Annotated in this window: 18 protein-coding genes; 11 read left to right on the forward strand and 7 right to left on the reverse strand. The window is 66.0% G+C overall.

Annotation, left to right across the window (positions count from 1 at the left end):
* Positions 1 to 2: 2 nt before the first annotated feature.
* The 11 genes from flgC to RT688_RS07110 all read left to right on the forward strand — a co-directional run bounded on the left by flgC (position 3) and on the right by RT688_RS07110 (position 9524).
* Complete coding sequence (flgC, locus tag RT688_RS07060; protein ID WP_312553061.1) at positions 3 to 407, forward strand: flagellar basal body rod protein FlgC; 405 nt, start codon at positions 3 to 5, stop codon at positions 405 to 407.
* A 2-nt stretch (positions 408 to 409) separates the two neighbouring features.
* On the forward strand, positions 410 to 1090 hold the full coding sequence (locus tag RT688_RS07065; RefSeq protein ID WP_313704137.1) for a flagellar hook capping FlgD N-terminal domain-containing protein: 681 nt from the start codon (positions 410 to 412) through the stop codon (positions 1088 to 1090).
* A gap of 15 nt (positions 1091 to 1105) precedes the next feature.
* A complete protein-coding gene (locus tag RT688_RS07070) occupies positions 1106 to 2305 on the forward strand; it encodes a flagellar hook-basal body complex protein (protein WP_313704138.1) in 1200 nt (399 codons plus the stop codon).
* Positions 2306 to 2318: 13 nt separating this feature from the next.
* Positions 2319 to 3044 (forward strand): flagellar basal body rod protein FlgF, encoded by a 726-nt coding sequence (locus RT688_RS07075; RefSeq protein WP_312553055.1) that lies wholly within the window; start codon positions 2319 to 2321, stop codon positions 3042 to 3044.
* A 39-nt stretch (positions 3045 to 3083) separates the two neighbouring features.
* Complete coding sequence (flgG, locus tag RT688_RS07080; protein ID WP_313704139.1) at positions 3084 to 3869, forward strand: flagellar basal-body rod protein FlgG; 786 nt, start codon at positions 3084 to 3086, stop codon at positions 3867 to 3869.
* Complete coding sequence (gene flgH, locus RT688_RS07085; RefSeq protein ID WP_313704140.1) at positions 3869 to 4525, forward strand: flagellar basal body L-ring protein FlgH; 657 nt, start codon at positions 3869 to 3871, stop codon at positions 4523 to 4525. Before flgG ends, flgH begins: the two co-directional genes overlap by 1 nt.
* Positions 4526 to 4654: 129 nt before the next feature.
* A complete protein-coding gene (locus RT688_RS07090; RefSeq protein WP_313704218.1) occupies positions 4655 to 5761 on the forward strand; it encodes a flagellar basal body P-ring protein FlgI in 1107 nt (368 codons plus the stop codon).
* Positions 5761 to 6111, forward strand: coding sequence for a rod-binding protein (locus RT688_RS07095; RefSeq protein WP_313704141.1), 351 nt, complete (start codon positions 5761 to 5763; stop codon positions 6109 to 6111). The genes RT688_RS07090 and RT688_RS07095 overlap by 1 nt, the downstream gene beginning before the upstream one ends.
* Positions 6112 to 6157: 46 nt before the next feature.
* Positions 6158 to 7528: a flagellar hook-associated protein FlgK gene (gene flgK, locus RT688_RS07100; protein ID WP_313704142.1), complete on the forward strand. Its 1371-nt coding sequence runs from the start codon at positions 6158 to 6160 to the stop codon at positions 7526 to 7528.
* Between the two features lie 10 nt (positions 7529 to 7538).
* A complete protein-coding gene (gene flgL, locus RT688_RS07105) occupies positions 7539 to 8450 on the forward strand; it encodes a flagellar hook-associated protein FlgL (RefSeq protein WP_313704143.1) in 912 nt (303 codons plus the stop codon).
* Positions 8451 to 8453: 3 nt separating this feature from the next.
* Positions 8454 to 9524, forward strand: a complete 1071-nt coding sequence (locus RT688_RS07110; protein ID WP_313704144.1) for a hypothetical protein — start codon at positions 8454 to 8456, stop codon at positions 9522 to 9524.
* A 38-nt stretch (positions 9525 to 9562) separates the two neighbouring features.
* Here RT688_RS07110 and RT688_RS07115 read toward each other — a convergent pair whose 3' ends face one another.
* The 7 genes from RT688_RS07115 to rimP all read right to left on the reverse strand — a co-directional run bounded on the left by RT688_RS07115 (position 9563) and on the right by rimP (position 20184).
* Positions 9563 to 11317, reverse strand: a complete 1755-nt coding sequence (locus RT688_RS07115) for an ABC transporter ATP-binding protein (protein ID WP_313704145.1) — start codon at positions 11315 to 11317, stop codon at positions 9563 to 9565.
* Between the two features lie 231 nt (positions 11318 to 11548).
* Positions 11549 to 13387 carry a translational GTPase TypA gene (gene typA / locus RT688_RS07120; protein WP_313704146.1) on the reverse strand — a complete coding sequence of 613 codons (1839 nt, stop codon included), beginning with the start codon at positions 13385 to 13387 and terminating at the stop codon, positions 11549 to 11551.
* Between the two features lie 347 nt (positions 13388 to 13734).
* Positions 13735 to 14652, reverse strand: coding sequence for a tRNA pseudouridine(55) synthase TruB (truB, locus tag RT688_RS07125; RefSeq protein ID WP_313704147.1), 918 nt, complete (start codon positions 14650 to 14652; stop codon positions 13735 to 13737).
* Positions 14649 to 15065, reverse strand: coding sequence for a 30S ribosome-binding factor RbfA (gene rbfA, locus RT688_RS07130; RefSeq protein ID WP_313704148.1), 417 nt, complete (start codon positions 15063 to 15065; stop codon positions 14649 to 14651). Before rbfA ends, truB begins: the two co-directional genes overlap by 4 nt.
* Before the next feature lie 194 nt (positions 15066 to 15259).
* A complete protein-coding gene (gene infB, locus RT688_RS07135) occupies positions 15260 to 18070 on the reverse strand; it encodes a translation initiation factor IF-2 (protein ID WP_313704149.1) in 2811 nt (936 codons plus the stop codon).
* Positions 18071 to 18133: 63 nt separating this feature from the next.
* Positions 18134 to 19699: a transcription termination factor NusA gene (nusA, locus tag RT688_RS07140; protein WP_313704150.1), complete on the reverse strand. Its 1566-nt coding sequence runs from the start codon at positions 19697 to 19699 to the stop codon at positions 18134 to 18136.
* Positions 19696 to 20184, reverse strand: a complete 489-nt coding sequence (gene rimP, locus RT688_RS07145; RefSeq protein WP_313704151.1) for a ribosome maturation factor RimP — start codon at positions 20182 to 20184, stop codon at positions 19696 to 19698. Before rimP ends, nusA begins: the two co-directional genes overlap by 4 nt.
* Between the last annotated feature and the right edge of the window lie 133 nt (positions 20185 to 20317).

A 20317-nucleotide genomic window follows, 5' to 3' on the forward strand; every position in this document is an offset into this window, starting at 1 on the left:
GCATGAGTTTCAAGGACATCTCGAATATCGCCGGGTCGGCGATGGCGGCCCAGTCGGTGCGCCTGAACACGATCGCCTCCAACCTGGCCAACGCCGACACCGCGGCCGCTTCCGAAGCCGACGCCTACCGCGCGAGGAAGCCGGTATTCGCCGCCATCATGGAGAACGACAACGGCGCGCGCGTGCAGGTGCTCGACGTGGTCGAAAGCGCCGACCCGGTGCGCAAGGTCTACGAGCCCGGCAATCCGCTGGCCGACGCCGACGGCATGGTCGTCTACAGCAACGTCAACTCGGTCGCCGAGATGGCGGACATGATGTCGGCTTCGCGCGCCTTCGAGACCAACGTCGAGGTGCTGGGCCGCATCAAGTCGATGCAGGCCTCCCTCCTGAAGCTGGGCGAGGGCTGATCATGCTGACCAATTCCCTCGCTTCCTCGAACAACAGCACGACCGGCGCCGGCAGCGATGCGGTCTCGGCCAGCGCCGACGTCAGCGCCAACAAGGACATGTTCACCAAGCTGCTGGTGGCGCAGATCCGCAACCAGGATCCGCTCTCGCCGTCGGACCCGAGCCAGTTCGTGAACCAGCTCTCGCAGCTGTCGCAGACCGAGGCCCTGCAAAGCCTGTCGAAGACCACCAGCGCCAGCGCCAGCGTGCTGCAAAGCCTGCAAGTGCTGGCCATGGGCGGCCAGGTCGGCTCGTCGGTATCGGTGGCGACCGATCGCGTGCGCGTGGACGGCAACGTCATCGAAGGCAGCGTCGTCCTGCCGGCCGCCAGCAGCGCGACCCAACTCGTGCTGACCGGCGTCGACGGCCAGGAGCGCACGATCTCGCTGCCCTTCCATGCGGCAGGTTCGCAGCCCTTCACCATCGACCCGGCGGCGCTCGGCCTGGCGCCGGGCAGCTATGCGATCTCGGCCCAGGCCGCCGACGGCAGCCGCGTGCCGGTCGAAGTCACCGGCCGCGTCGACAGCGTGCGCCTGTCCGGTACCGGTGCGGTCGTATTGCAGGTGGCCGGCGTCGGCGAAGTCGATCCGTCCGCCATCACCAGTTTCAACGGCAAGACCGCCACCCAGGTCGCCTCCAACTAATTCAAGGATTCAGCCATGAGCTTCAACATCGCCCTCTCCGGTATCCAGGCCATCAATGAGCAGCTGGAAGCCGTCTCGAACAACATCGCCAACTCCAGCACCTACGGTTTCAAGAGCAGCCGCGCCAACTTCGCCTCGCTGTACGCGGGCGAACAGGCGAACGGCGTTACCGTCGGCTCGCTGACCCAGAACATCAGCCAGAACGGCTCGAACGAGTCGACCGGCCGCTCGCTCGACGCCGCCATCTCGGGCCGCGGCTTCTTCGTGAGCCGCGATGCACAGGGAGCGGTCGCTTACAGCCGCGTCGGCATCTTTGCCGCCGACAACGCCGGCTTCCTGGTCGACGCCGCCGGCCGCAAGGTCCAGGGCTACGGCCCGGCCGTGGGCGGCAACCTGGGCGTGATGGGCGACGTCAAGATCCCGACCGGCCAGATCGCCGCCTCGGCCTCGACCGGCGTTAACTTCGTCGGCAACCTGTCGGCCGACTGGACCGTGCCGATCACCGGCACCTTCAATAGCGCCGACGCCAACAGCTACAACATGGTCAAGCAGTCGGTCCTGTTCGATTCGCTCGGCACCCAGCACACCGTGTCGCAGTACTTCGTGAAGAACGCGACCCCGGCCAACACCGTGACCGTGTACTACGGCTTCGACGGCGCCGCCCCGGACACCACGACGTCGACCACCCTGTCCTTCTCCGAAACCGGCCAGCTGCCGCCGGTGATGAAGAGCGGCGGCCTGACCCTGACGCCGACCAACGGCGCGGCCCCGATCAACTTCACGATCGACTACAGCGGCACCACCCAGTTCGCCGGCGAAGCGACCACCACCACCAACAGCACGGACGGCTACGCCTCGGGCACCTACGTCGGCGTCGAGCTGGCCGCCGACGGCTCGGTGGTGGCGCGCTACAGCAACGACCAGAAGCAGGTCGTCGGCACCATCGCCCTGGCCACCTTCGCCAACGAAGGCGCCCTGACCCAGATCAGCGACACCAGCTGGGAAGCCAACGCCACCTCCGGCCTGGCGCTGTACGGCACCCCGGGCACCGGCCTGGCGGGCAAGCTGAACACCGGCTCGCTGGAAGGCTCGAACGTCGACATCACCTCGGAACTGGTGGGCCTGATGACCTCGCAGCGCAACTACCAGGCGAACTCGAAGGTCCTCACGACCGAGAACCAGATGATGCAGAGCCTGATGCAGGCCCTGAACTAAGGGCTGAGCCGGCATGGACAAACTGATCTACACCGCCGTCTCCGGCGCCGAGCACACGCTGCGCGCGCAGCAGGTGCATGCGAACAACCTGGCCAACATGGACACGCCGGGCTTTCGCGCCAACCTGGAACTGGTGACCAGCCAGCAGCTCGGCGGCTACGGTTACGACGACGTGCACATGGCGCGCACCCAGGCCGACGCGATCTCGACCAAGCCGGGCACGGTGCGCGAGACCGGCCGTGCGCTCGACGTGGCGATCAACGGCAACGGCTACTTCGCGGTCGAATTCGGCGGCAACGAGGCCTATACCCGCGCCGGCGCGATCGACATCGACGCCAACGGCGCGCTGTCGGTGAACGGCCGTCCGCTGCTGGGCGAAGGCGGCGCCATCGTGCTGCCGCCGCACTCGGCGGTGGAGATCGGCACCGACGGTACGATTTCCGTGATGGCCGAAGGCGCGACGACCATGCAGGTGATCGACAAGCTGCGCCTGGTGACGGCCGAAGGCCCGGAACTGACCAAGAACGAGGCCGGCCTGATCGTCTCGCGCAATGGCGACCAGCTGGCCGCCGACCCGAACATCACGGTGCGCTCGCGCGCCCTGGAAGGCAGCAACGTGTCGGCCATCGAAGAGATGGTCGCGACCATGGCCCTGAACCGCAGCTTCGAGCTGCAGATGAAGCTGTTCCAGGCCGGCGACAAGATGAACGAGGCGGGCAACCGCTTATTGGGCGCTTAAGCGGCGCGCCAACGGTAACCGACACTCAAGGAGAATTTCATGAATCCAGCAATGTGGATCAGCAAGACCGGCGTGCAGGCGCAAGACGCAAAACTGCAGGCCATCGCCAACAACCTGGCGAACGTGAACACCGTCGGCTTCAAGCGCGACCGCGTCGTGTTCGAGGACCTGTTCTACCAGGTCGACACCCAGCCGGGCGCGCAGAGCGCCGACAACACCGTCTCGAACGGCGTCCAGCTCGGTAACGGCACGCGCCTGGTCGGCACGCAGAAGGTATTCACCAACGGCTCGCTGCAGACCACCAGCCAGCAGCTCGACGTCGCCATTTCCGGCGCCGGCTTCCTGCAGGTGCGCCGCCCGAACGGCGAACCGGCCTTCACCCGCGCCGGCCAGCTGCAGATCGACGCCAACGGCACCCTGGTCAATGCCCAGGGCCTGCCGCTGGTGCCCCAGATCACCGTGCCGAACAACGCCACCGCGATCACCATCGCCGAAAACGGCACCGTCTCGGCCACCATTCCCGGCCAGGCCGCGCCGACCGAGATCGGCGCCCTGACCCTGACCTCGTTCGTCAACCCGGCCGGCCTCCTGGCCCTGGGCGAGAACCTGTTCCAGGAAACCGCCGCCAGCGGCGCGCCGAACGAAGGCCAGCCGGGCGAAGGCGCCCTCGGCAAGCTGAAGCAAGGCGCGCTCGAAGGCTCGAACGTGCAGGTGGTCGAAGAGATGGTCGACATGATCGCCGCCCAGCGCACCTACGAGATGAATACCAAGGTGCTGTCGGCCGCCGACAACATGCTGCAATACCTGGCACAGGCGGCGCGGTAATGAAGCGCTCCAGCATCGCCACGCTTGCCGCGGTACTGCTCCTGGCCGGCTGCGCCTCGCGCGCGCCGCTCGCGCCGGCGGACGACGACCTGCCGCTGCCGGTCGCACCGACCGCCCAGCGCGGCGTCTCGGGCGGCGTGTTCAGCGCCGAGTCGATCGCGCTGACCTCGGACGCCCGGGCCTATCGCGTCGGCGACGTCGTCACCGTGATCCTGCAGGAGACCACCCAGGCCAGCAAGCGCGCCGGCACCAGCTTCAACAAGGGCTCGTCGGTCGGCGTGGCCCCGCTCGGCCTGCTGGGCAAAACCTTCGGCAAGACCGGCGTCGACATCAGCGCCGACCGCAGCTTCGCCGGCGACTCGACCAGCACCCAGCAGAACGCCCTGTCCGGCGCACTGACCGTGATCGTGCAGGAAGTGCTGCCGAACGGCCTCTTGCGCGTGGCCGGCGAAAAGAATATGACCCTGAACCAGGGCGAGGAATTCCTGCGCCTGAAGGGTTACCTGCGCGCCGCCGACATCGACAGCGACAACCAGGTGTCCTCGCTGCGCGTGGCCAACGCCCGCATCGCCTACTCGGCCAAGGGCGTGCTGGCGGACGCGAATTCGGCCGGCTGGCTGACGCGTTTCTTCACCGGCCCGCTGATGCCGTTCTAAACGGGTAAAGCAAACCCCGCGATGGCGCCGCATCGTCTCGCCGCCGCGGGTGTTCCGTCTTCGACGATGCGCCTGCCCTAACCTGTCGTTAGGCGCTCCAGGGAACACAACATGATTCAGTTTCGCAGCATGAGCACCGTTTTCCGTATCATCTTTGCCGCCGCGCTCGCCCTTGGCGCGACCGCGCCCGCCAGCGCCGCCCAGGCGCTGCGCAACCTGGTCAGCGTCGAGGGCGTGCGCGAAAACCCGCTGGTCGGCTACGGCCTCGTCGTCGGCCTGAACGGCTCGGGCGACTCGACCCAGGTGAAGTTCGCCAGCCAGTCGGTGCTGAACATGCTCAAGCAGTTCGGCGTCAAGCTGCCGGAAGGCCAGGACGCGAAGAACAAGAACGTCGCCGCCGTGATGGTCTCGGCCGTCTTCCCGCCGGGCTACCGCCGCGGCCAGGCGATCGACGTCACCGTCTCGTCGCTGGGCGACGCCAAGAGCCTGCGCGGCGGCACCCTGCTGCTGACGCAACTGCGCGCAGCCGACAACGAAATCTACGCGCTGGCCCAGGGCAACCTGGTGGTCGGCGGCCTGAGCGCCTCGGGCAAGAGCGGCTCCTCGGTGACGGTGAACACCCCGACCACCGGCCGCATCCCGAACGGCGCCATGATCGAGCGCGAGATCGCGACCGACTTCGCGACCCGTCCGCAGGTGCTGCTGCGCCTGCGCCAGCCGCATTTCGAGACCGCGACCAACGTCGTGGAAGCGATCAACCGCCGCTTCGGCCAGGTCGCCACCACCGCCGACGGCACCAGCGTCGAGGTGCTGGCGCCGTCCGATCCGACCGAGCGCGTGGCCTTCGTCGCCAAGCTCAATGCCCTGCAGGTCGAAGCCGGCGTCGAGGTGCCGAAGGTGGTGTTCAACTCGCGCACCGGCACCGTGGTCATCGCCGACGGCCTGCGCGTCAAGGCGGCCGCCGTCACCCACGGTTCGCTCAAGGTGGTGATTTCGGAAAGCTCGCGCGTCAGCCAGCCGGGTCCCCTGTCGCGCGGCCAGACCGCGGTCACGCCGCAGTCGCAGCTGTCGGTCGACCAGGGCTCGGGCCAGATGTTCAAGTGGCCGGCCGGCGCCAAGCTGCAAACCATTATCGACGTCGTCAACAGCCTGGGCGCGTCCCCGGACGACATCATGGCGATCCTGCAGGCGCTGGACCAGGCCGGCGCGATCGAAGGCGAACTGGTGGTGATCTGATGCAAGCAAACAACAACATGAATCCCCTGCACGCGCAGGGCACGCTGAACGGCGACACGGTGGCGCCCGCGGCCGACGGCGCGGCGCCGGATCCGGCCTACGTTGCCAAGGCAACCAGGGCCGCTGTCGAGTTCGAGAGCTTCTTCATCTCGCACATGCTCAAGGAAATGCGCGCCACCACGCGCGAGATGGCCGACGAGGACAGCGTCTTCAAGGACCGCGTCAACCAGGACATGCAGGACATGGCCGACGGCATCCTGGCGAAACAGATGGCCGGCCAGCGCGCCTTCGGCGTCGCTGACGCCATCCTCCGACAATTATTGCCCGTAGGACTTAATATTCCCAAGTAACTGGTCGCCTATCTACTGGTAGAACCGTTTCAAGAAGAAGACCGCCATGACCATCATGACCAACGCGCTGTCGGGCGCGCTCGCATCGCAACTGGCGCTGTCGGCGACCAGCCAGAACATCGCCAACCTCCAGACCAAGGGCTACACCCGCCAGGCGGCGCTGCTGTCGGCCGTCGGTCCGGACGCCAGCGGCCGCTCGGTCGGCAATGGCGTGCAGGTCGGCGCCCTGCTGCGCTTCTCGGACGGCTACAAGAGCCAGCAGATGTGGCGCGCGGCTTCCGAAACCGGCGCGTTTTCGCAGACCCAGCCCTATCTGACCCAGCTCGAGCGCGTGATGGGCGACGACACCGCCAGCCTGTCGACCGCGATCGACGGCTTCTTCGCTTCGCTCAACGCGGTCGCCGGCGACAACGCCACCTCGACCCCGCTGCGCCAGCAAGTGCTGACCGCCTCGAACCTGCTGGCCCAGCGCTTCAACAGCCTGAACAACGTCTACAACGCCCAGCTGCAGTCGCTCAGCCAGCAGCGCAGCGCGATCGTCGACTCGGCCAACGCCAACATCGGCAAGATCGCCACGCTGAACACCCGCATTGCCGAAGCCAATGCGGTCGGCGCCTCGGCCTCGAGCCTGATCGACGAACGCGACCTGGCGATCGACGCCCTGGCCAGCCAGATGGCGCTGGAAGTGGCGGACCAGCCGGGCGGCGTGCGCGACATCTCGCTCAAGACCGGCCAGGCGCTGGTGATCGGCGGCGTCGCCGGCAAGCTGAAGGCCACCGGCGGCCCCGGCGACCAGCGCTTCGCGCTCGATTTCGCCAACACCACCTTCGCGCTCGACGCGGCCAGGCTCGGCGGCCAGCTCGGCGGCCTGACGACCTACGAACAGAACACCCTGCGCCCGATGCAGCAGGGGACGGCCGACGTCGCGCGCCAGCTCGCCGAGAAGGTCAATGCCCAGCTCACCAGCGGCTACGCGATGGACGGCAGCCAGGGCCGCCCGCTGTTCGTGTTCAACCCGGGCGCCACCAACATGCTGCAGGTGGCCGACGGCTTCGAGCCGACCGACCTCGCCTTCTCGAGCGACGGCACCCAGGGCGATACCGGCAACCTGCAAAAGCTGGTCGTCATCAACAGCCAGCCGATCACCGTCACCGGTCTCGGCACCGTGCTGCTCAGCGACGCCGACACCCAGCTGGTCGGCAAGCTCGGCGTGATCAGCCAGGGCAACCAGGCCGACCTGAAGACCGCCGAGACGATGCGCAAGCATGCCCAGGAAGACTGGCAGTCGACCAGCGGCGTCAACCAGGACGAGGAAGCGATCAACCTCGTCGAATACCAGAACATGTACCAGGCCAACATGAAAGTCATGACGGTCGCGAATGCCCTGTTCGACGCCACGCTGGCGATGATGGGCTAAGGAGTCAGCAATGCGTATAGCCACCGCCCAGTACCAGTCGAACATGAACGGCTCGCTCCAGCTGAACCAGGAGCGCATCAGCATCATCACCCAGCAGATGGCCACCGGCAAGCGCATCCTGGTCCCCTCGGACGACCCGGTCGACAACGTGCGCCTGTCGCGCCTGAAGCGCGAGGAAGCGGCCATCACCCAGTACCGCGACAACATCGGCTCGATCAAGATTCGCCTGTCGAAGAACGAAGGCTATCTCGGCAACATGGTCAACGACATCACGTCCGGCCGCGACCAGATCGTCTGGGCGCTGGACGGCAGCAACACGCCGGACGACCTGAAAGCGATGATCAATCCGCTCGAGGCGCTGCGCGACAGCCTGTTCTTCAGCGCGAACACGGTCGACCAGGAAGGCCGCTACGTTTTCTCCGGCACCATGACCTCGACCCCGGCCATGGCCTTCGACGCCGGCGCCGCCCCTGGCGCGCGCTACAGCTTCGCCGGCAACACCAACGAGCAGCGCGTGGTGGTCGGCAACGGCCTGACCCAGGTGGCCAACGACAACCTGAAGGGCCTCGAAAACCTGCTGAACCGCATCGACGCCACCATCGCCACCCTAAGCGGCGGCAAGCTCGACGCCAACGACCCGGCCACGCGCGCCGTGCTGACGGCGAACCTGAACGGCTTCGACGAGGCGCTCGACCTGGTGTCCGGCAAGATCGCGGTCCTCGGCGGCAAGCAGAACATCCTCGACACCCTGGACGCCAACCACGGCAACGTCAGCCTGTCGAACCAGATGGCGATCACCGACATCGGCCAGCTCGACATGGGCGTCGCCGCGACCGAGCTGAACGGTTACTCGACCGCCCTGCAGGCCACCTACAAGGCCTATAGCCGCATCGGATCGCTGTCCCTGTTCTCCGCGCTGTAATCGATGGAAACCAACCTTCGTCCTACCCTTGCCAAGCCGGCTGTCGCCGGAGTCTCGATTTCCAGCAACGCCGTCGCGGCGCCGTCCACCGGCGGCGCTGACGGCGCCGGCGCGCCCGAACGCACCGCATCCGCACGCGAGCAGGCGCTCGCCGCCCAACTGGCCGCGCAGGCGCGCCCGGCACCGGCGCCGTCGCGCCGCGGCCTGGCCAACTGGGACACGCGGCTGCAGGGCCACGTCGCCAGCGCCCAGCAGGCGCTCGACTACCTGGACCGGGTATCGAGCCAGCTCGAATCGGTGAAAGCGGCGCTGTCGGCCAAGCTGGCCAACCTCAAGAGCGGCGCGCGCGACCTCGAAGCCAGGGCGCGCCAGCTGAGCGCGACCATCGCCGCGCGCAGCAGCCAGGCCGGCGGCGCGGTCGACGCCGAGCTGCGCTTCTCCGACGGCGCACCGGCGCGCCAGCGCTTTCGCATCGGCGGCCTGGATCTCGACACCCTGCAGGCTTCCGCTCCCGTCAGCCTGGCATTCTCGGTCGGCGGCGCCGGCGGCCCGCAGCTGGCGGCCGCCATCGAAGCCGGCATGACGCCCGAGCAGATCGCCGCGCGCCTCGACCGCACGCTGGCGCCGGTGAAGGTCCGCGCCAACCTGGACGAGCGCGGCCGCCTGGAATTCTCGACCGAGGAAGCGAACTGGCCGGCGGTGCGCGACAGCATCGCGATCTCGGGCCGCGGCCGCGCCGGCACCGAAGCCGTCGCGCCGCAATCAAAGCTCGAGGGAATCGGCGACATCGTCGGCAACGACGGCGGCAACGCCGACGCCCTGCGCCAGAGCCTGCGCGAAGTGGTGCAGGCGCTCGAGCGCGTGCGCCGCTCGCAGGCCGCCGCCAGCGCCGCACTGAGCGCCGCCACCCAGCGCGCGGTGCAGCCGCGGATGTCGCCCGAGGACCTCGCCATCACCGCCCAGGATTTCGCTTCCACCGCCGCCAGCCACGACTACGAGTCGCTGCTGGCGATCACCTCGGCGCTGGTCGGCGTCAGCCGCGAACGCGTGCTGGCGCTGCTCGGCCTGCGCTGACCTTCATGAGAACCGCGCCCGCCGCCGCATGACCCCGGTCAGTCGGCGCCGGGCGGCACCGGCCGCTCCCCGATCTGCTGGCGCCACATCGCGTAGTACAGGCCGCGCGCTTCCAGCAGCGCCGCGTGCGCGCCGCTCTCGACCACCTTCCCCTTCTCCAGCACATAGATGGTATCGGCGTGCATCACGGTCGACAGCCGGTGCGCGATCAAGATCGTGATCTGCGTGGCGCGCGCCGAGATCTCGCGCACCGTGTTCGTGATCTGCTCCTCGGTCAGCGAATCGAGGGCCGAGGTCGCCTCGTCGAAGATCAGCAGCGCCGGCTGGCGCACCAGGGCGCGCGCGATCGACAGGCGCTGCTTCTCGCCGCCCGAGAGCTTCATGCCGCGCTCGCCGATCACGGTGTCCAGCCCCTCCTTCGAGCGCTCCAGCAGATAGGCGCAGGACGCCTGGCGCATCGCCGCCACGATCTCTTCGTCGCTGGCGTCCGGCTTCACGAAACGGATGTTGTCGCGGATGGGGCCGGCGAACAGGTAGGTTTCCTGGGTCACGAAACCGATCTGGCGCCGCACCCGGTTGTAGCGCAGGTCGGTGGTCGCCACGCCGTTATAGAACACTTGCCCCGCGGCCGGCGTGTAGAGGCCGACCAGCAGCTTCACCAAGGTCGACTTGCCCGAGCCCGAGGGACCGACGAAGGCGATCGTCTGTCCCAGTTTCGCCTCGAACGAAATGCCCGCCAGGGCGTCGTCTGGCGCGCCCTTGTGGCGAAAGCGCACGTCGGCGAAGCGCAGGTCGCGCAAGGCGCCGATCTCGATCGGATCGGGCGGGCGGCGCTCGACTGGCTTGTCGATCAGGTTCCTGAAGTTCAGCAGCGAGGCCTCGGCTTCGCGGTGCGCCAGGATGATGTTGCCCAGCTCCTGCAAGGGCGCGAAGATCGCCACCGAGATGAACTGCATCGCGATCAGTTCGCCCGTCGAGAGCACGTCGCGGAAGATCAGCCACAAGAGCGCGAACAGGATCGCCAGCTTCAACAGGCTTAGCGTCGAGCCTTGCAAGAAGGAGAGCAGGCGGATCCGCTTCACCTTTTCCATCTCGAGCGCGAAGATCGCATCGGTCTGGCTGCGCAGGCGCCGGATCTCCGGGAAAGTCAGGCCCAGGCTCTTGATCAGTTCGATGTTGCGCAGCGACTCGGTGATGAAGCCCGAATTGCGGTTGGTCTCGCGCACGATCGAGCGCTGCTGGGTCTTGATCTCGCGGCTGAGCAGGCCCGTCAGCCCGCCCAGCACCAGCACCCCGACCAGGAACACCGGCACCAGCAGCCAGTGCTTGGTCACCGCATACCAGGCGAGGAAACTGACCCCGACCAGCGAGGCGAACACGGTATTGATCGAGGTATTGATGAAGCGTTCGCTGTCCGCCCTCACCTTCTGCAGCAGGGCCAGCATCTCGCCGCTGCGCAGGTCCTCGAACTCCTGGAACTTCAGGCGCAGCAGGTGCCGCAAGCCGTCGTTGAAGATCGCCACCCCGAGCTTTTGCACCACCAGCCGGGTGACGTATTCCTGCAGGGCTTTCGCCAGGCGCGACAGCACCGCGACCAGCACCGCCAGGCCGAGCAGGCGCATCACCTGGGGCATCGGGTCGGCATCGCCCGGATGACGCTGCGTGACGTGGTCGATGATCCTGCCGAAGATGATCGGATCGACCAGGGCCAGCACCTGGGCGGTACCCGCCAGCAGCAGGGCCAGCAGACCCAGGCGCCAGTGCGGTTTCAGGTAAGTCCAGAGGATGCGCATGGACTCATCTTAGCAAGCCCAGGCGCGGCGGCGCGTCCCGTAGGGTGGGCACTCCGTGCCCACGCGTAAACGGTGAGCAGACGCAGCGCTTGTGAACGCCAACACGATGCAGGCTTTACGCGTGGGCACAGGGGCGCCCACCCTACGTCCCGTACACCCGCCAACGGCAAAAAAAAACCCGCTTACGCAGCGGGTTTTTTAGTCAGCACAGGGCTGCAGTGCAGGACGCGATTACGCGCCTTCACGGCTGGCCTTCTTACGCTCGTGCTCCTTCAGGTAGCGCTTGCGCAGGCGGATCGACTTCGGCGTGATCTCGACCAGTTCGTCGTCCTCGATGAACTCGACGGCGTATTCGAGCGACATCTGGATCGGCGGGACCAGGCGGACGGCTTCGTCGGTGCCCGAGGCACGCACGTTGGTCAGCTGCTTGCCCTTGATCGGGTTGACGACCAGGTCGTTGTCGCGCGAGTGGATACCGATGATCATGCCTTCGTACACCGGGGTGTTGTGCTCGACGAACATGCGGCCGCGGTCCTGCAGCTTCCACAGTGCGTAGGCGACGGCGGCGCCGTCATCCTGCGAGATCAGCACACCGTTGCGACGGCCCGCCAGTTCGCCCTTGCCGGTGTCGACCGGTGCATACTCGTGGAACACGTGGCTCATCAGGCCGGTGCCGCGGGTCAGGGTCATGAACTCGCTTTGGAAACCGATCAGGCCACGGGCCGGGATCAGGTATTCCAGGCGCACGCGGCCCTTGCCGTCCGATTCCATGTTCTGCAGGTCGCCACGGCGGCGGCCCAGTTCTTCCATCACGCCGCCCTGGTTCGCTTCCTCGACGTCGACGGTCAGGCTCTCGTACGGCTCGCACTTGACGCCGTCGATTTCCTTGAACACCACGCGCGGACGCGACACGGCGAGCTCAAAGCCTTCGCGGCGCATGTTTTCCAGCAGGATGGTCAGGTGCAGTTCGCCGCGGCCCGAGACTTCGAACACGGTGTCGTCGTCGGTCGGCAGCACGCGCAGCGCGACGTTCGACTTCAGTTCGCGGTCCAGGCGGTCGCGCAGCTGGCGGCTGGTGACAAACTTGCCTTCGCGGCCGGCCAGCGGCGAGTTGTTGACCATGAAGTTCATGGTCAGGGTCGGCTCGTCGACGGTCAGCATCGGCAGCGCTTCCGGGGTATCCACGGCGGTCACGGTCACGCCGATGCCGACTTCTTCGATACCGTTGATCAGGACGATGTCGCCGGCGACGGCTTCGTCGACCTGCACGCGCTCCAGGCCCTTGAAGTTCAGCACCTGGTTGATGCGGCCCTTGATCGGGCTCTTGTCGTCCTGGCCGTTCACGACCAGCACGTCCATGCCCGGCTTGATGCGGCCACGGTTGATGCGGCCGATGCCGATCTTGCCGACGTAGGACGAGTAGTCCAGCGAGGTGATCTGCATCTGCAGCGGGCCGTCCGGATTGTCGTCACGCACCGGCACGTACTTCAGGATGGCGTCGAACAGCGGCTTCATGTCGCCGCTGCGCACGTCTTCGGTCAGGCCGGCGTAGCCGTTCAGGCCCGAAGCGTAGACGATCGGGAAGTCGAGCTGCTCGTCGTTGGCGCCCAGCTTGTCGAACAGTTCGAAGGTCTGGTTGATCGCCCAGTCCGGACGCGCGCCCGGACGGTCGACCTTGTTGACGACGACGATCGGCTTCAGGCCCAGGGCCAGCGCCTTGCGGGTCACGAAGCGGGTCTGCGGCATCGGGCCTTCCTGGGCATCGACCAGCAGCAGCACCGAGTCGACCATCGACAGCACGCGCTCGACCTCGCCGCCGAAGTCGGCGTGGCCCGGGGTGTCGACGATGTTGATGTGGGTGCCTTCGTACTCGACGGCGCAGTTCTTCGACAGGATCGTGATGCCACGTTCCTTTTCGATGTCGCCTGAGTCCATCACGCGGGTGTCCACCGCCTGGTTGTCACGGAAGGTGCCCGACTGACGCAGCAGCTGGTCGACCAGGGTGGTCTTGCCGTGGTCAACGTGGGCGATGATTGCAATATTACGAATTGCGCGTTTGGTATTTGACATGTGAGATCAGGGGTGGATTTGCGTGGTGTACGGATGTGTACGGTGCTGCCAATTTCGGAAACCGACTAGTATAACACGCGAATATGACGTTTCTGGGGAAAAGCCTCGCATTTTCAACGGCTTGCCGGCTTTTCAACGGTTTTCTGGCGTTTCTCGATATAAGGTGCTGCATACGGCACGGCGTAGGGTGGGCGGCTGTACCCGTGAGCAGGCTGAAACGTGTCGGGTGCGCCGCCTACGCGTTCAAGCGGCGGTGAATTACCGGTCGGGCCGTGCTGGCCCGGGTTGAACGCGTGGGCGGCAAGCATGGCAGTGGGCCGGCTAGCGTTCAGGCGGAGCCGCCCACCCTAGGTCGCCGCAATCAGCCGTTCCGGCGCCAGGATGGCGTACTCCTGCAGGTTGGCGGTGCCGAGCAGCTTGCCGGCATGATAGACCCGCACCCTGCCCAAGGCTTGCGGCACCATCACCGATTCCTTGCCCAGCGCCAGGCGCTGGCCGTTCAGGAAGCGCTTCGCCAGCTCGTCCGTCAGCTCGACCGACGGGAAGCTCGACAGCAGCGCATCGACCGGATCGAGCAGCGAGCGCGGGTCCGGGTGCGCCTGCAACTCTTCCAGCGTGATCATGCGCGCCGCCGTGAGCGTCCCGACCTGGATCCGGCGCAGCGCGTTCAGGTGGGCGCCGCAGCCGAGGGCCGCGCCGATGTCCTCGCCGAGCACGCGCACATAGGTGCCCTTGCTGCAGGTGACGCGGATCTTCAGCATCGGCGCCGCGTAGTCGACCAGCTCGAGGCCATGGATGGTCACCGGACGCGCCTCGCGCTCGAGCGTGATGCCTTCGCGCGCATATTCGTACAAGGCCTTGCCGTCGCGCTTGAGGGCCGAGTACATCGGCGGCACCTGCAGGATGGGGCCGCGGAAACGCGCCAGCGCCGCCTCGATCTGTTCCAGCGTCACGTCGACCTCGCGCGTCTCGAGCGTCTCGCCCTCGGTATCGCCGGTGGTCGTCATGATGCCGAGGTGGACCGTCGCCTCGTAGGTCTTGTCGGCTTCCAGCAGGTCCTGCGAGAACTTGGTCGCTTCGCCGAAGCACAGCGGCAGCAAACCCGTGGCGAAGGGATCGAGGGTGCCGGTGTGGCCCGCCTTCTTCGCGTTCATCACGCGCTTGGCCTTGATGAGGGCGTCGTTCGACGACAGGCCGACCGGCTTGTCGAGCAGCAGCACGCCGTCGACGGGGTCGCGCGGCTTCTTTTGCGGGCGAGCGTTCACTCTTTATCCGATGCCGAGTCCGCCTCGTCCTCGCCGAAGTCGGCGGCGCGCACGGCGTTGGCCTGGTCGATCAGGGCCGACATTTGCAGGCCGCGCGAGGTCGAGGTGTCGTGCAGGAAATGCAGTTGCGGCAGCGTGTGGATGTGCAGGCGCTTGCCGAGCTGGTTGCGCAGGTAGCCGGCCGCTTTGCTCAGGCCTTCGAGCGTCTGCTTGACCTCTTCCTTGCTGTCCTTGAGCAGCGTGAAGTAGACCTTCGCGTGCGCGTAGTCCGGGGTGAGCTGGACTTCGGTCAGCGTGACCATGCCCACGCGCGGGTCCTTCAGTTCGAATGCGATCAGTTCCGACAAGTCCTTCTGGATCTGGTCGGCGACGCGCAGGCCGCGCTGGGGAATGTTTTTGCTGTGTTTTGCCATGTTTCGTTGTTGGGGGTTTTGTGACAATGGTACATCGATCGGGTGCGAGGGGCACGTCGCGGACATGCGGTGCGGGCGCGTAAAGGCGTCAGGCGGTGGGTTCAAGCCGAACGCGGACCGACCCACCCCACGAAAAAAAACGCCATCGGGCGGGCGCGAGCCCGGCGATGGCGCTTTCTGGATCCGCGCTGCGATTACAGCGTACGGGCCACTTCCTGCACTTCGAACACTTCCAGAACGTCGCCGACCTGGATCTCGTTGTAGTTCTTCAGCGACAGGCCGCACTCGAGACCGGCGCGGACTTCCTTCGCGTCGTCCTTGAAGCGCTTGAGCGAGTCGATCTCGCCGGTCCAGACCACGATGTTGTTGCGCAGCAGGCGGACCGAGGAGGTACGCTTGACCACGCCATCGGTGACCAGGCAGCCCGCGATCGCGCCGACCTTCGACACCAGGATGACCTGGCGAATCTCGACCTGGCCGGTGATGGTCTCGCGCTTCTCCGGAGCCAGCATGCCCGACAGTGCCGTCTTGATCTCGTCGATCGCATCGTAAATGATGCTGTAGTAACGGATGTCGACGCCGTTGGTCTCGGCCAGCTTGCGCGCCTGGGCGTCGGCACGGGTGTTGAAGCCGATGATGACTGCCTTCGACGCGGTCGCCAGGTTGACGTCCGACTCGGTAATGCCGCCGACCGCCGCATGGACCACCTGCACGCGCACTTCCGAGGTCGACAGCTTCTGCAGCGAACCCACCAGTGCTTCCTGCGAACCCTGCACGTCGGTCTTGATGATCAGCGGCAGGTTCTTGACTTCGCCTTCGGCCATCTGGTCGAACATGTTCTCCAGCTTCGCCGCCTGCTGCTTGGCCAGCTTCACGTCGCGGAACTTACCTTGACGGAACAGGGCGATTTCACGCGCCTTGCGCTCGTCGGCCATGACCATGGCTTCCTCGCCGGCGCTCGGCACTTCGGTCAGGCCCTGGATCTCGACCGGGATCGACGGACCGGCTTCGGTGACCGGCTTGCCGTTCTCGTCGAGCATCGCACGGACGCGGCCGAACGAGGAACCTGCCAGCACGACGTCGCCGCGCTTCAGGGTACCCGACTGCACCAGGATGGTGGCGACCGGGCCGCGGCCCTTGTCCAGGCGGGCTTCGACCACCAGGCCACGTGCCGGCGACTCGACCGGCGCCTTCAGTTCCAGCACTTCGGCCTGCAGCAGCACCTGTTCCAGCAGGTCGTCGATACCCGTACCGATCTTGGCCGACACCGGCACGAACGGCGAATCGCCGCCGTATTCTTCCGGCACCACGCCTTCGGCGACCAGTTCCTGGGTCACGCGGTCGGGGTTGGCGCCCTGCTTGTCGATCTTGTTGATCGCCACGACCAGCGGCACGCCGGCGGCTTTCGCGTGGGCGATCGCCTCTTTCGTTTGCGGCATCACGCCGTCGTCGGCCGCCACCACCAGGATGACGATGTCGGTCGCCTTGGCGCCACGGGCACGCATGGCGGTGAACGCCTCGTGACCCGGGGTATCCAGGAAGGTGACCATGCCGCGCGGGGTGTCCACGTGGTATGCGCCGATGTGCTGGGTAATGCCGCCGGCTTCGCCAGCTGCCACCTTCGCACGACGGATGTAGTCCAGCAGCGAGGTCTTGCCGTGGTCGACGTGGCCCATGACGGTCACGACCGGCGCACGCGGCTTCGCTTCGAACTCGGTGTGCTCGCCCTGGTCGGCCAGCAGCGCTTCCGGATCGTCGACGGCGGCGGCGAAGGCCTTGTGGCCCATCTCTTCCACCACGATCATCGCGGTTTCCTGGTCCAGCACCTGGTTGATGGTGCACATCTGGCCCAGCTTCATCAGCTGCTTGATGACTTCCGACGCCTTCACCGACATCTTGTGCGCCAGTTCGGCCACGGTGATGGTTTCAGGCACGTGCACTTCGCGCACGATCGCCTCGGTCGGCGCCTGGAAGTTCGATTCGCGGTCGTCGCCGTGCGAATTGCGGCGGCCACCGCGGCCGCCACTGCGCCAGCCGTCACGGCCGCTCGGCGCGCCTGCGCCGCCGCGGGTCTTGGCGCCGCCAGGCGCACCGCGCTTCTTGTCGTCCGACCAGGTCGAGGAGACGTTGGCCGACTTGATCGACTTCTTGTCGCCCGGCTTCTTGTCGCCCGGCTTGGCTTCGGCCGGCTTCTTGTCGGCTGGCTTGTGCAGCGTGCCCGCCGGCGCGGCCGGTTTCGCGGCGACCGGCGCCGGTGCCGGCTCGGGCGCCTTGATGACGCGGCGCGGCTGGGCCATCATGGCCTTGATCTGGGCCACTTCGTCGGCCACGGCCTTGCGTGCGCGCTCGGTGGCGGCAGCGCGTTCGGCGGCTTCCTTGGCGGCTTCGTCGGCCTTGCGCTTGGCGTCCTCGGCGGCGGCCTGCTTGGCCTGCTCGCTGGCAGCCGAGCTGGCGGCGGCGGCGGCGGCGGCTTCGCGCTTGGCTTTTTCGTCGGCGTCGCGCTTGGCCTGCTCTTCAGCGGCACGGGCCTGTTCGGCACGTTCCGATTCGAGCTTGGCCAGGCGTTCCTGCTTTTCGCGCAGGTCCGCTTCCTGACGAGCGACGAGCTCGGCATGACGGCGCGCTTCTTCCTCGCGGCGTGCGATCTCGGCTTCGTCGATCACCGGCGCGGCGGGCGCGGCCGGCGCGGCTGGCGCCGGATCATCGCGCTGCACGAAGGTGCGCTTCTTGCGTACTTCAACCTGGATCGTGCGCGACTTGCCCGACGCGTCAGCCTGCTTGATCTCGCTCGTTTCCTTGCGGGTGACCGTGATCTTCTTCTTCTCGGTCTGTTCGCCCGCGCCGTGGGTACGGCGCAGGTGGTTCAGCAGCTTGTCCTTATCATCCTTTGACAAGGGATCTGACGTCGAACTTTTCTCGACGCCGGCAGAACGCAGCTGCGTCAGCAGCAAATCTGCAGGCATCTTCAGTTCGGTGGCAAATTGGGCTACGTTGTTACTCGCCATTCAGTCCTCTTTTCTATGTGTCGCGGAGATGATAAAGATTTTTTGTCGTTCCGGCAGCAGCAATTACGCCTTGGCCGTTTCGACCTGGCTCCAGGCTTTCGCCTGCAATGCCTTCGCGCGGTCGTCGTATTTCGCGTCGACCAGCTTCATCTCATCGTCGGTCACATCATTAAATTCATTCTTGATCAGTTCACGGGCACGGTCCGACGAGAGCGCCAGGATGGCGCCGAATTCGTCGTAAGCGAGACCCGCGAATGCTTCCACCGTCTTGATGCCGGCCAGGCCAAGCTTGCCTGCGGTCGTGCGGTCCATGCCCTCGAGGTTCACCAGCGCCTCTTCCATGCCTTCCAGACCTTCCTCGGAGGCAATGGCTTCGGTCACCAGCGCGTCACGGGCGCGGGTACGCAGTTCGTTGACGGTTTCCTCGTCGAAGGATTCGATCTCGAGCATCTCCGAAATTGGTACATACGCGATTTCTTCAAGGCTCGAGAAGCCTTCTTCCACGAGGATGTCGGCCACTTCCTGGTCAACATCGAGCTTTTCCATGAACAGCGCGCGGATCGCCGCCGTTTCCTGGGCCACCTTGTTGGCCGATTCCTCGGCCGTCATGATGTTGATCTTCCAGCCAGTCAGTTCCGACGCCAGGCGCACGTTCTGGCCCGAACGGCCGATCGCGATCGCCAGGTTTTCTTCGTCGACCACGACGTCCATCGCGTGCTTTTCCTCGTCGACCATGATCGACGACACGTTGGCCGGCGCCAGGGCGCCGATCACGAACTGGGCCGGATCGTCCGACCACAGCACGATGTCCACGCGCTCGCCGCCGAGCTCGCCGGTCACGGCCTGCACGCGCGAACCGCGCATGCCGACGCAGGTGCCGATCGGGTCGATGCGCTTGTCGGCCGTGTAGACGGCGATCTTGGCGCGCACGCCGGCGTCACGGGCAGCCGATTTGATTTCCAGCAGGCCTTGTTCGATTTCCGGAACTTCCAGTTCGAACAGCTTCATGATGAATTCCGGCGCGGTGCGCGACAGGATCACCTGCGGGCCGCGCATGTTGCGGTCCACGCGCAGGATGTAGGCGCGGACGCGGTCGCCGATGCGCAGGTTTTCCTTCGGGATCATCTGGTCGCGCGGCAGGCGCGCTTCGATCTTGCCCGACTCGACGATGGCGTCGCCGCGCTCCATGCGCTTGATGGTGCCGGTCACCAGCGAATCGCCGCGCTCGAGGAAGTCCTGCAGGATCTGCTCGCGCTCGGCATCGCGCACGCGCTGCAGCACGACCTGCTTGGTGTCCTGGGCGAAGCGGCGGCCGAAGTCGACCGATTCCACCGGTTCTTCGATGTATTCGTCGACTTCGATGTCCGGGATCTGTTCCTTGGCTTCGAAGTGCAGGATTTCCTGGTCCGGCAGCTGCAGGCCCGCCTCGTCCGGCACCACGTGCCAGCGGCGGAAGGTTTCGAATTCGCCGTTGTCGCGATCGATGCTCACGCGAATGTCGACTTCGCCTTCATAGCGTTTTTTGGTGGCCTGGGCCAGGGCGAACTCGAGCGCCCCGAAGACCACTTCCTTATCGACGTTTTTTTCGCGCGCAAGCGCATCAACCAGTAACAAAATTTCGCGACTCATGCTTTGCGACTCCTAAAATCCACCTGCGGCACCAGGCGTGCCTTGTCCAATTCGGCCAGCGTAAATTCCAACAACGCCAAACCATCTTTACTTTCAAATTCCAGACCGATCTTGTCGCCTTCCGGCGCGACCAGGATGCCCGTATAGGTCTTCCGGTTCGCGGTGCCCGGCATGGCGACGCGCAGCTTCACCGTGCATTCGTGGCCGGCGAAGCGCTCGAAATCGGCCAGGGTGCGCACCGGGCGGTCCAGCCCGGGCGACGAAATTTCCAAACGCTCGTAATCGACGTTTTCCACGGTCAACACGTGCGACAACTGGTGGCTCACCGTTGCGCAATCCTCGACCGTGATCGGCCCCTTCTCGTCAGCGACGGCAGCCGGGAAATCGATAAACACGCGCAGGACCCCACGCTCGCCTCGTTCGACATCAACGAGCTCGTAGCCCAGGCCACCGACTGTCTTGGCGATCAAATCAAACTGCTGCACGACACTTCTCCAGGGCGTTAAAACGTTTTACCAAAAAAAAAATGGGCATCTGCCCATCTTTTTGTATTCACAACCCAACCAGATGAAAGCACTTGCACCAAATAAACACACTCGGGAAGAACTTTGATTAGGC

Origin of the sequence: Massilia sp. (assembly GCF_032106685.1) — a bacterium.
In the GTDB taxonomy this organism is placed as follows: domain Bacteria; phylum Pseudomonadota; class Gammaproteobacteria; order Burkholderiales; family Burkholderiaceae_D; genus Telluria.

What these genes read in the sequence shown, in the direction of transcription:
- nusA (WP_313704150.1), bottom strand. Translation starts at nt 19,699, where the DNA reads ATGAGTCGCGAAATTTTGTTACTGGTTGATGCGCTTGCGCGCGAAAAA.
- RT688_RS07090 (WP_313704218.1), top strand. Translation starts at nt 4,655, where the DNA reads ATGAGCACCGTTTTCCGTATCATCTTTGCCGCCGCGCTCGCCCTTGGC.
- typA (WP_313704146.1), bottom strand. Translation starts at nt 13,387, where the DNA reads ATGTCAAATACCAAACGCGCAATTCGTAATATTGCAATCATCGCCCAC.
- infB (WP_313704149.1), bottom strand. Translation starts at nt 18,070, where the DNA reads ATGGCGAGTAACAACGTAGCCCAATTTGCCACCGAACTGAAGATGCCT.
- flgL (WP_313704143.1), top strand. Translation starts at nt 7,539, where the DNA reads ATGCGTATAGCCACCGCCCAGTACCAGTCGAACATGAACGGCTCGCTC.
- flgK (WP_313704142.1), top strand. Translation starts at nt 6,158, where the DNA reads ATGACCATCATGACCAACGCGCTGTCGGGCGCGCTCGCATCGCAACTG.
- RT688_RS07065 (WP_313704137.1), top strand. Translation starts at nt 410, where the DNA reads ATGCTGACCAATTCCCTCGCTTCCTCGAACAACAGCACGACCGGCGCC.
- RT688_RS07110 (WP_313704144.1), top strand. Translation starts at nt 8,454, where the DNA reads ATGGAAACCAACCTTCGTCCTACCCTTGCCAAGCCGGCTGTCGCCGGA.
- flgC (WP_312553061.1), top strand. Translation starts at nt 3, where the DNA reads ATGAGTTTCAAGGACATCTCGAATATCGCCGGGTCGGCGATGGCGGCC.
- RT688_RS07095 (WP_313704141.1), top strand. Translation starts at nt 5,761, where the DNA reads ATGCAAGCAAACAACAACATGAATCCCCTGCACGCGCAGGGCACGCTG.
- flgG (WP_313704139.1), top strand. Translation starts at nt 3,084, where the DNA reads ATGAATCCAGCAATGTGGATCAGCAAGACCGGCGTGCAGGCGCAAGAC.
- RT688_RS07115 (WP_313704145.1), bottom strand. Translation starts at nt 11,317, where the DNA reads ATGCGCATCCTCTGGACTTACCTGAAACCGCACTGGCGCCTGGGTCTG.
- RT688_RS07075 (WP_312553055.1), top strand. Translation starts at nt 2,319, where the DNA reads ATGGACAAACTGATCTACACCGCCGTCTCCGGCGCCGAGCACACGCTG.
- rbfA (WP_313704148.1), bottom strand. Translation starts at nt 15,065, where the DNA reads ATGGCAAAACACAGCAAAAACATTCCCCAGCGCGGCCTGCGCGTCGCC.
- RT688_RS07070 (WP_313704138.1), top strand. Translation starts at nt 1,106, where the DNA reads ATGAGCTTCAACATCGCCCTCTCCGGTATCCAGGCCATCAATGAGCAG.
- flgH (WP_313704140.1), top strand. Translation starts at nt 3,869, where the DNA reads ATGAAGCGCTCCAGCATCGCCACGCTTGCCGCGGTACTGCTCCTGGCC.